General features: G+C 48.9%; 10 protein-coding genes. 6 read left to right on the top strand and 4 right to left on the bottom strand.

Annotated elements, in window-relative coordinates; all coding sequences use genetic code 11:
- The first annotated feature begins 232 nt into the window (after nt 1-232).
- Genes JF818_RS03270 through JF818_RS03260 form a run of 3 tightly spaced genes read left to right on the top strand, consistent with a single transcriptional unit; the run spans nt 233 to nt 3468 of the window.
- A complete protein-coding gene (locus JF818_RS03270) occupies nt 233-1027 on the top strand; it encodes a DeoR/GlpR family DNA-binding transcription regulator (RefSeq protein ID WP_198890554.1) in 795 nt (264 codons plus the stop codon).
- Nucleotides 1024-2163, top strand: coding sequence for an Ldh family oxidoreductase (locus JF818_RS03265; protein ID WP_198890553.1), 1140 nt, complete (start codon nt 1024-1026; stop codon nt 2161-2163). Before JF818_RS03270 ends, JF818_RS03265 begins: the two co-directional genes overlap by 4 nt.
- Nucleotides 2164-2178: 15 nt before the next feature.
- A complete protein-coding gene (locus tag JF818_RS03260) occupies nt 2179-3468 on the top strand; it encodes a malic enzyme-like NAD(P)-binding protein (protein WP_198890552.1) in 1290 nt (429 codons plus the stop codon).
- Between the two features lie 130 nt (nt 3469-3598).
- Here JF818_RS03260 and JF818_RS03255 read toward each other — a convergent pair whose 3' ends face one another.
- Nucleotides 3599-4198, bottom strand: a complete 600-nt coding sequence (locus JF818_RS03255; protein WP_198890551.1) for a DUF6657 family protein — start codon at nt 4196-4198, stop codon at nt 3599-3601.
- Nucleotides 4199-4278: 80 nt separating this feature from the next.
- On the opposite strand from JF818_RS03255, the gene JF818_RS03250 reads away from it, so the two are divergent.
- Genes JF818_RS03250 through JF818_RS03240 form a run of 3 tightly spaced genes read left to right on the top strand, consistent with a single transcriptional unit; the run spans nt 4279 to nt 6753 of the window.
- Nucleotides 4279-4929, top strand: coding sequence for a trimeric intracellular cation channel family protein (locus JF818_RS03250; protein ID WP_198890550.1), 651 nt, complete (start codon nt 4279-4281; stop codon nt 4927-4929).
- A 16-nt stretch (nt 4930-4945) separates the two neighbouring features.
- Nucleotides 4946-6130 (top strand): alanyl-tRNA editing protein, encoded by a 1185-nt coding sequence (locus JF818_RS03245; RefSeq protein ID WP_198890549.1) that lies wholly within the window; start codon nt 4946-4948, stop codon nt 6128-6130.
- A complete protein-coding gene (locus tag JF818_RS03240) occupies nt 6127-6753 on the top strand; it encodes a YqaA family protein (protein ID WP_198890548.1) in 627 nt (208 codons plus the stop codon). Before JF818_RS03245 ends, JF818_RS03240 begins: the two co-directional genes overlap by 4 nt.
- On the opposite strand, the gene purB is transcribed toward JF818_RS03240, so the two are convergent.
- The 3 genes from purB to JF818_RS03225 all read right to left on the bottom strand — a co-directional run bounded on the left by purB (nt 6743) and on the right by JF818_RS03225 (nt 10597).
- Entirely contained in the window at nt 6743-8146 is a 1404-nt protein-coding gene (purB, locus tag JF818_RS03235; protein ID WP_198890547.1) for an adenylosuccinate lyase, read from the bottom strand. The two genes, JF818_RS03240 and purB, sit on opposite strands and share 11 nt — an antisense overlap.
- 47 nt (nt 8147-8193) lie before the next feature.
- Complete coding sequence (locus tag JF818_RS03230) at nt 8194-9267, bottom strand: extracellular solute-binding protein (RefSeq protein WP_198890546.1); 1074 nt, start codon at nt 9265-9267, stop codon at nt 8194-8196.
- A 367-nt stretch (nt 9268-9634) separates the two neighbouring features.
- Nucleotides 9635-10597: an alpha/beta fold hydrolase gene (locus tag JF818_RS03225; RefSeq protein ID WP_198890545.1), complete on the bottom strand. Its 963-nt coding sequence runs from the start codon at nt 10595-10597 to the stop codon at nt 9635-9637.
- Nucleotides 10598-10944 lie beyond the last annotated feature (347 nt).

Raw genomic sequence — 10944 nt, 5'->3', positions numbered from 1 at the left:
GTATCAAGGTTTTGCAGACCTTTCCCTTACCACTTGGGTATGGCACCAATGCTCGTTGCAAGATGAACATAACAGGTTTTCGGGCGATAATCAAGTAGGATTGGATTCTTTCTTGGCTCTTAGCAGTTTGTTCGGTGTGTTTCTTACAATCTTCCATTGACAAATGAACGTTTATGATTGTATTCTGGGTGTATAGCAGGTAAAAAGTTCAAAAACATTCAAGGAAGCGTTCATGTCAAACATACCAGCAAGCAGACAGCATGATATTCTCACTCTCATCCGTCAGGAGGGGAGTGTAACGGTCAGCTTGCTTGCGGAACAATTTTCTGTCAGTGAACTAACCATCAGACGAGATTTGGACCACCTTGCAAAGAAGGGCTTGGTAGAACGTACCCATGGAGGGGCAACGGCCAGAAGAAATCTTCCAGTGGAACCTGACTATCTACAGAAAGCAAGTGAATACCCCCAGGAGAAAGCTGCAATCGCAGAGACTGTTGCCTCTTTCGTGGAAGAAGGCGATACCCTCTATATCAATAGTGGTTCCACGACGTTTGAAGTGATCAGGGCCGTAGCATCCTTGGAGAAGCGGGTAACCATCGTCACCAACAACATAGATGCAGTCTACCTCTGTAAAGAGAGTGAACACATCAGGCTCATACTTGCCGGTGGCATCTACCGAAACAGAAGCCATTCAGTTTCAGGTTCCCTCTCTTCCCTGATTGTAAGCCAGATACATGCAAACAAAGCCATCATAGGTGTGGATGGGTTTTCCCCATCAGCAGGACTTACCACTCCAATCCTGGAGGAGGCTGAGACTACCAGAGCCATGATAGAGCACACGGTAGGTAAGGTGTTTGTCGTTGCAGCAAGCAACAAGATTGGGGTGGTGTCAAACTTCAAGACTGTCTCCCTTGACCAGGTCGATGCCCTGGTAACGGATGAAAAGGGAGCAGAAATAGTACAGCAAATGGAGATTCCAGAGAGTCTGGAAATTATCGTAGCAACCAATACAAGGAGTGCCGTATGAAGTATATGGATGAGTATGCAGAGCAGTATGAAGATTGTGCATGGATCCCTTTCGGTGAATTGGAAAAGTTCATGGAAGAAGCCTTGGTACATGCAGGAGTACCCAAAGATGATGCAAAGATCATCGGTGATGTACTGATCGCAAGTGACAAACGTGGAATTGACAGCCATGGAATCGGAAGACTGAAGCCAATCTACATCGACCGCATTGACATCGGGATAATGAATCCTGTCACAGAGATCGAGGTCTTGAAGGATCAGGCAGCAACAGCAGTTCTCGATGCCCACAATGGAATGGGACACGTTGCCGGCTACAAGGCAATGGAAATGGCAATCGAGAAGGCAAAGAAGTATGGTCTTGGTATGGTTGCTGTACGCAACTCCAACCACTACGGTATTGCTGGCTACTATGCCACCATGGCTACTGAGGCAGGAATGATCGGAATCACAGGCACCAATGCCCGTCCATCCATTGCTCCCACGCATGGCGTAGAGAATATGCTCGGGACCAACCCGCTAACCTTCGGTATCCCAACCGATGAGGAGTTCCCCTTCGTGCTGGACTGTGCAACCAGTGTCTCCCAGCGAGGAAAGATTGAAGTATATGGCCGTGCAGGAAAGGAATTGCCTGAAGGTTGGGTACTCGACCATGAAGGAAAGACCAGGACCGATACGCAGCAGGTGCTCAAGGACCTGACCACAGGCATGGCTGCCCTCACTCCGCTTGGCGGAATCGGGGAGATGACCGGAGGCTATAAGGGCTTCGGGTATGCAACCGTGGTTGAGATTCTCTCAGCTGCCTTACAGGATGGTTCCTGGATGAAGGCTCTCAATGGATTTGATGAAGAGCATAAGCCCATCCCGTATCCACTTGGGCACTTCTTCATCGCCATCAACCCAGAGTTCTTCATGGGATTGGAAACCTTCAAGCGCATAGCTGGAACCATCTGTCGTGAGCTTCGAGCCAGCAAGAAGGCACCAGGGGAAGATTACATCTTCACAGCAGGAGAGAAAGAGCACCTGGCGTACCAGTATAGAAAGGAACATGGATGCCCGGTTCCTCCAAGCCTCCAGAAGGTCATGATCACCCTTCGTGACCGGTTCAAGATGGACTATCAGTGGGATTTTGAAAAATAAACAGGAGTTGTTACTATGCAAGATGATTTGACCAAGCGCGCGCTCGATTACCATATGAAAGACGGAGTTCCTGGAAAGGTATCCGTAGTTCCCTCCAAGCCCTGTCAGACTGCTGATGAGCTGGGTCTGGCATATACCCCTGGAGTTGCCAAGCCGGTCTTGGCAATTGCAGAGAAACCGGAGGATGCCTACAAGTATACCTCGAAGGGTAACCTCGTGGCAGTTATTTCCAACGGAACCGCCATCCTCGGTCTTGGTGACCGCGGAGCATTGGCAAGCAAGCCTGTTATGGAAGGTAAGGGAGTACTGTTCAAGAGATTTGCGGATATCGACGTCTTTGACATCGAGCTCGACACCAAGGATCCAGATAAGATCATCGATATCGTGAAGACCATGAGTCCTACCTTCGGTGGTGTAAACCTTGAGGATATCAAGGGACCTGAATGCTTCCGTATAGAGCAGGAGTTGATCAAGAGTTGCAACATTCCCATCTTCCATGATGACCAGCATGGTACCGCAATTATCGCAACTGCTGGCTTGATGAACAGTTGTGAGATTGGCGGCAAGAAATTGGAAGAGGTCAAGGTTGTGGTCAACGGTGCAGGTGCAGCTGGTATCTCTTGTGGAAAGATGTTTATTGCTGCTGGAGTGAAGAGAGAGAATATTCTCATGTGCGACAGCAAGGGTGTCATCTATAAGGGAAGAGCCGCAGGTATGACTCCTGAGAAGGAAGAATTTGCAACCGATTTGCCTGCAAGAACCCTTGCAGAGGCACTGGTGGATGCAGATGTACTTATGGGACTTTCTGTTGCAGATTGCGTAACCCCTGAGATGTTGCTTTCCATGGCAAAGGATCCTGTGGTTTTCGCAATGAGCAATCCAAATCCTGAAATTGCCTACGAGCTGGCGATGGAGACCAGGGATGACCTGATCATGGCAACTGGTAGGAGTGACTACCCCAACCAGATCAACAACGTGCTTGGTTTCCCCTTCATCTTCCGTGGTGCTCTGGATGTCCGTTCAGTGGTTATCAGCGAAGGAATGAAGATGGCAGCAGCAAAGGCCTTGGCTGCTCTGGCAAAGGAACCTGTTCCTGCCTCGGTAGAGAAGGCCTATGGTGGCCAGAAGTTCAGCTTCGGCCGTAACTACATTGTTCCCAAGCCTTTTGACCCTCGTGTCATTGAATGGGAAGCTGTTGCTGTTGCAAAGGCTGCCTGTGAGGAAGGATTGGCTGAGAAACCCATCACTGACTGGGAAGGCTATAGAAAGAGCCTGGTTAAGCGGATGGAGAAGTACTGGAACTAAGATCTTCATACACACTTTTTCATATATAGAGGCCACTCTCTTGCGTTGCTGGAGGATGGCCTCTCCTTTATGAATTGCAAAAAGCCTCCCGACGAGCGGAAGGCTTTCTCTATCAGACTATCTCTTTGGTTTACGCAACGCCCAGAATCTGTTTGATCTGGTCCTTCACCTGGTTCAGGATATTGGTGTACTGCTCATCCAACTGACCAAGCTGCTTCTCAAGAAGCTTCATGAACTCAGGATCCTGCTCTGGACGGAGTGTGAAATTTGGACCGTACTGCTGTTGCAACTGAGCCTGTTTTTGCTGGAGATGGGGAGCAAACTGTTGCTTCATCCGCTCAATCAGGTCTTCCTGATTCTCCAGATATTGGCTGAAGAATCCCTCCAGTTGCCCAAGCATCTCTTTCAGTTCCTCATTTCCGTCACCGAGAATTTCTCCCAGTTCCAGGACCTTGGAAAAGGATTCCTTGTAGGCAGCACTACGTGGCAGGGATAGGTTTGACAGGAATGTGATAACCATTCCTTCCTTGACTGAGTCTTTCTCTTCACCAGCATAGGAAGCATACTGCTTTACAGTTCCTTCCTTTGTGGCATCTATATCCATGAGGAAGGTTGCTGCAAGTTGTCTGCCCTCCTTGACGAGCTGTTCTTTCTTGATTTTCTTCGGGTCGGCCTGTAAGTTTTCTGTCTTCTCCAGGGCCAGTTCCCATGCAGATTTGATAATTGCCATAACGTTCTCCTCTAGACCTTAGTAAAGATAGTACAGTTCTCCATCTTGGACAAGTCATGGTTTGGTGGTACCCTCAACCCATGGAACTGGAGCAAAACATCATCTATATCTTTGACCTACTGGGAACCTTTATCTTTGCCATAACCGGTGCAGTAAAAGGAGTTCGGCTCAAGTTGGACATTCTGGGAGTTGTCGTATTTGCCTGTACAGTCGGATGTGGGGGAGGCATGCTCAGGGATGCAGCAATTGGGGCAACCCCGGTGGCGGCCTTTTCCAACAGTGCCTATATACTCATTTGCGTCGGTACTGGTCTGGCTGTATTCTTCCTTGCTCCCAAGTTTGTCGGGCGTTGGAGAGTAATCCTCTTTGCCGATTCCCTTGGCCTGGGAGTCTTCACTGCCCTTGGAGTTGCAAAAGGGGCTATGTTTGGCATTGGACCGGTGGGGCAGTTGCTTTGTGGTGTCTTTTCTGCAGTCGGAGGAGGGGTTGTTCGTGATGTCATGAGCCGCTCAATTCCAACCGTACTTACCAGTGACTTTTACGCGACAGCAAGTCTCTTGGGGGGTATCCTTTACTTGGCACTCGAGATGACGGGACTCGGACTCTTGAGCAAATTCATCATAGCGAGTAGTGTAGTCTTCCTGATTCGCATCGTTGCGATCAAATACAACTTCCACCTTCCCGTGGCAAATACTGCCTTGCCGGTGGACGACGAGCAAACACTCCATTGAAATCAAAGGACTGAACATGCATTCAAAGCCTATTTATTATGAAGAACCCTATCAGCGGACACTTCAGGCCGTTGTCACCTCCATCACAGAAAAGGGAGTAGTCTTGGACAAAACCATCTGCTACCCAGAGGGGGGAGGCCAGGCAGGAGACAGGGGCACCATTGCAGGGAAGCCCCTCCTTGATACCATCAAGGATGATGATCATACCATCTACCATCAGGTGGCAGACCCAGACTTCTCCGTTGGAGACACGGTGGACATTGTCCTTGACTGGGAACACCGTTACCACTATATGCAGATGCACACAGCCCAGCATGTGGCCAGTGGATTGCTGTTCCACCACTTCTCCATAGCCACTGTCAGTGTGCATCAGGGAGAGAGAATCCTTACCATAGAGACCGATAGGAAGGATATTCCACTCACTGTCTGCTATGCCTTGGAGGATCTGGTGAACCAGAGTGTACGGGAAGCAAAGCCTGTCTCCTATGAAGTACATACCCAGCAAAGCGCACAGGCCTTGGACCTGAGAAGATCGATCAAGGTAGAAGGGGACGGGGTAAGACTGGTGGTCGTTGATGATATCGACACTGTTGCCTGCGGTGGACTTCACGTTGCAAACACCAAGGAGATAGATCTCTTCCACTATGAGGGGCAGGAGATGATCAGGGGACATGTCAGACTCATCTTCACCATTGGAGCAATTGCCCGGGAAGAGATTAGAAAGAAGGAGCGTATCGTAGAACAGCTTGGTGCTCTCTTCTCTTCCCCCGTGGAAGAATTGGTTGAGACAGCAAGTAAGGCCGTCACCCAAGCCTCTTCTGATAAGAGTGCACTAAAGAAGTGCAATGAACGGCTGGCACTTCTGGAGTTGGAGAAACACATTGCAGGAGCACCTGAGGAAAAAGGAACGCCAGTTGTGCTTTGGGAAGTGGAGGAAGGACTCTCTCTCAAGGACATCGGCAAGGCAGCAACAGCGTTTGAAAACCTGGCTCTCTGTGCCGTACAGCAAAATGGTGAGCAGGTCCTCTGGCTCATTGCCCTGGTTGGGGAAGCGGAGTTCTTGTTGAATTTCTCCAAGCAACGGCAGAACCTGCTCTCAACCATTGCCGGAAAGGGAGGTGGAAAGCCTCCTCTCTACCAAGGAGTGGGAACAGGAGAAGGGCTTATCCTGCTCAAGACATTCAAGGATCTACTGGTATGAAGATACCCATGTGGTTGAGATCACTGTTCAAGAAAGAAACCTATCTCAAGGAGGATGGGTCGCTGGATGTACGAAAGCTGCTCCTACGTACCTTTCTCCTGATGCTTTTCATCTTTGGGATGTATTTCATTGGCCTTAGGTACTACCGGCTTTCAGGCTGGGACCAGAACGTAGTGGTGCAGCAGTTCATTGAGAACTTCGGGGTTCACGGCGTTGCAATCTACGTATTCATCGTAGACCTCTTTGTACTACCTCTCTCAGTGGATTTGATGTGGCCATTTGTGATGGAGTGGCATCCAGCACTGGCTATCCTGGTAATGGGTGCGAGCTCAGTAGCAGGAGCGTTCTTCGCCTATCTCTTTGGGAGACTTGTCGGCCTTATTCCCATCTTCAGGAAGTGGGTGCTCAAACAGTCAGGAACCCATACCGAGCAGATCATCACCAAGTATGGAATCTGGGCCATTGTCATCAGTGGATTGACCCCGCTTCCTTTCTCTACCATCTGCACGGTGGCAGGGATACTGGAACTGAAGGTTCATCACTTCTTGCTTGCCAGCCTTATCCGTTTCCCCCGTATGGCAATCTATTACCTGATCTTTACCGGTCTGATCGTCATTGGTTGAGAATGGACATAATCTCCTGAGCTACCAAGCGGGTACGAAGGGCACTGTCCCCAATATATTGGGTGGCATCAAGTGTCTCAAGAGCTGCTTCCTTGGATAGAAAAGAGAGGACTGTCTCATCCTGGGTGAGCATATCCTTCAAGGTATTTGGCTTACCCTCTTGTACCTCTGCCCAAGCTTTCAGGCTGTACTCCCTGATAAGTTCATGCATCTCCTGCCGATTGGCACCTTTTCTTCCCAGTTCCATCAAAAGGCGTTCACTTGCAGCAAAGATACCGTACGCCTCAAGATTACGCGCAATGCCACTTTGGTGGATCTGCATTCCGCTGACCACCTTATTGGCCGTGAGGAGCACTTCATCCAGGGCAAGGAACATATCGGGAAGCACCAGACGACGGTTTGCACTGTCATCGAGTGTGCGCTCAAGAAGGGTGGATGCAGCGTTCTGCCAGAGTACCTCGCTCTGTGCGGAGATATACCTGCAGAGGCTGTCAATCTTTTCGCTGTTTATCGGATTGCGTTTGAACGGCATCGCTGAAGAGCCTACCTGCTTTGCTCCGAAGGGTTCACTCCACTCCCCAATGGGTGGGCTCTGGAGCAGACGGAAGTCAATAAAGAACTTATAGAGGGTACAGGCAAGTGAACTGAGTGCTGTCCCTACTCGATAATCCTGCTTGCGGGGATAGACCTGGGTGGCAGCGGTGAACGCTTCCAGTCCAAGGTTTTCCATGACCCGTTGTTCCATTTCCATGGCAGACAACGAACGGTCCTTGAGCAACTCCGTATAACTTGCACTGGTACCTACAGCTCCCTTCATTCCCTTGCCACGAACCGATGCCTGTACGGCCAGGAGACCTTCAAGGTCCTCTTTGAGGTCCTGGGCAGTCTGGGCAAGACGATATCCTACCGTGGTGGGTTCTGCGGGTTGGATATGGGTAAAGGCCATGCAAGGGGTATCTGCATAACGCTCCATCTTCTCTACGAAAAGGGAGAGCAGCGTCTTGGTTTTTTCGATGATCAGGGTGAGGGCTTGCTTCAGGCGCATCGCATCCATGTTGTCCAGGATGTCCATGCTGGTTGCCCCAAGATGAATGATAGAGCCAGCATTGGGGCATTGTTCTGCGAAGGTCTTGATCTCCGCCATAAGGTCATGGTGGATCTCAGCCTCAATCTCGCTGGCTCTCTCGATATCTATGTCTTCTTGGTGTGCGATCAATTCAGAGAGCTGTTCCGCTTTTACGAGACCAGCTTCTGCCTGGGCGCTTGCAAGGGCAACCCAAACCTTTCTCAGGAGCTTTCTCTTATGCTCCTCACTGAATACAGTTCGCATTTCCTCACTTGCATAACGCCAAGAAAAAGGTGAAATATAGGTGTCATGGGTAAAGCATTGCATAGAGACCTCCGCTTACCCATGACTGTACCCTCTAAGGAGAGAGTAGGTCAATCAACATAACGGATGCTCTCCCACGCCTTGTTGTACATTTCCAAGCTTGCTCCCAGGTCATCCTTCAACTCATAGGAGGTGAGCATATCAACGGTATAGAACGGGGTGGTTGTGCGGTACTGCTCGGCTTCCATGTTCACCGAGGAAGGGAAGTGGAACCGGTCGAGGAACTGTGCATAGTTCTCCGGCTTGTGGATATAGTTGATGAACTCAAGGGCAAGGTCATAGTTCCTGGCTCCTTTGGGGATACACATCGAGTCAATATACATTGGTCCTCCATCGGAAGGGAGGAAGAAGTCCACATTGTCCCACTGGGATTCCTGAAGCTCCTCAAAGATTGCCTCTGCGTAGCCATGTGCGATCCAGTACTCACCGCTGGCGAAGCCCTTCGCAAACCCTTCTGCATCGAATTTGACCAGATTTGGTTTCCACTCGGTGTTGATCAGTATCCGTGCTTCCTCGAGCTCGGCTGGGTTTGTGGTGTTGACTGAATAGCCCAGATAGGCAAGTGCATCACCAATGACCTCCCGCATATCATCCATCATCACCATACGGTCCTTGTAGCGCTCATCAGCAAAGATGTTCCAGCTCTTCTCATAATTGCTGACCATCTCCTTGTTGACGGCAATTCCACTGGCACCAAGGTAGTAGGGAACCGAGTATTCCATTTCAGGGTCATAGGTAGCCTTTTCCAAGGCGAGCGGGGAGATGTATTGTAGGTTGTCCATCTTGGTGGTGTCTATTTTTTCCAGCATATCGAGATTTTTCATGATGGAGACATAATCCCCACTGGGGAATATGACATCATAGCCAGCCCCTGAGGAAGCCATAAGCTTGGTGAACATCTCTTCATTGGATGCAAAGTAATCGAGAATTACATCTACACCGAATTCCTCTTCAAACGAGGCGATGACTGAATCGGGAGTATAGTAGGACCAGTTGTAGACATAGAGCTTTTTGCTGCTGCTCTTTGAATCATTCGTCTCGGACTTCTGGCAACCGAGAAGGGCGATCATGCTGAAGATGGTCAGCAAAATGATGATAACATGCTTGGTGGTAGGTCTGCTCATGGCGAAACCTCCTGAAAGAAAAGATAACTACCCGTCCAGGTCAGCATACGCCATTCCCTGGATCGGTGGCAAACTACGCCTACATGGTAGGCCTATAGGAGATTCTAGGCTGGAGTGGAGAGGCTAAGAGACTGATAAGAATTGATGCTTGCTTGCATGGCAGCCTCCTTTAAAATTCAGCCCAATAATTAGGTATTTCTCCAGTTGAGTCAATCACTTGGCATGCAAAAAATCGGCAAAGATAAAGATTTTTTTGAATTCTTGATATTGAATGAAATTAGCGATGCTTTTCTTGGGGTTGGGTAGCTGCAGAAATATCTCGAATAATTGGTCTCTGCTTTTCAACATTCATGAGAGGCAATTGCACCTACAGGTGATTGAGAAAACGCTTTACTTCCAACGTAATAAGATCAGCTTTATTATGGTGAACATAGTGGTCGGTTGTAAGAATCGTATAAGAACTTTCTTTCACGGAGGACAGATAGGTGGTTGCCGTCTCTATCCAACCTGAGGCCATACGGTCCTGCTCTTCTGAAAGAAAGAAATGCATAGGTGTTTCAATCGGTACTCCGAATTGGTCCACAATCTTTGAATTCTCCCCAACTGCTTCTGCTTCACGGATCATGTCGGAGGTAACTGTACTTCGGTAGAACATTGCCCGATAACTCGCCTTGTCAGCATCAGAGAGGGCATCGGAATCAAGCAGTGGTAGGTTTTTCTTCATATCAGATTCGGGAATGAGGCGCGTGAGTCCGATCTTTGAGATGAACTGAAGAGCAGACAACTGTGAATTCTGTATTTTAGGAAGCGTGTGTATTGCCTTTGGTGTACTGGGGTCCAATCCAATTATTGCCTGTACTTCATCTGGGTATTTCTGTGCCCAACGGAGCGCTTCAAGTCCACTCATGGAATGAGGGATTAACACATACGGTGCAGTGTGGCTGGCAATCTGCAAGGCAGTTCGTGTTTGTTCGAGTACTGTATCAATATCCCGAGGAGACTTCGAAACCGAACTCCATCCATAGCCCGCTCGCTCCACTACAACAATCGTAAATGTATCCACTAATCGAGACCATAAAGGCTTGAAGTCCAATGTAGGGCAACTGGTTCCATGGCCGGCCAAAAACACCAAAGTGGTATCTGCATTCCCTTGGGCATACAGATGCATGGTGACACCATCAACAGTAACCAATGTCCCAGGAGGTGGAAATGCTTCTGTTTCTTTCTGCAATTGAATTCTATGATTGATGAAAGATCCAGCAAACACTACCAATACAACAGCCAAAACCAGGATGACAACTATCCCTACAATCTTTATCAGTAACAACATATCTATGTATTCTCATTGATTGCTTTCCAGAATACAAGAAAACAACTCAGTGAAATTGTATTTTTTATTTAAAATGAGATGTAAGGCACATAGACCTGCTCTAGCATGGTCCCCCCTGTATCTACAGGGTGTGTCAACCGGCAGGGAAAATGTCATTTGAGAAATTTTTAGGGAACTGGCAGGATTTCTGGGAAAATACCAGAGGTTCGAGTGTTGGGTAACAGCAAATATCAAGTATTTTGGGCAGGATTTGTAAGACCTGACCGTTTTCATGCCTTGGGGTCTGGTCCCTGGACATGGGAAACCGGCATCACCATGGCGGGATGCTGGGAATCATGGGTTCATTG

This window comes from Sphaerochaeta sp. S2, assembly GCF_016406725.1.
In the GTDB taxonomy this organism is placed as follows: domain Bacteria; phylum Spirochaetota; class Spirochaetia; order Sphaerochaetales; family Sphaerochaetaceae; genus Sphaerochaeta.
This window is presented reverse-complemented; position numbering and strand designations above follow the sequence as displayed.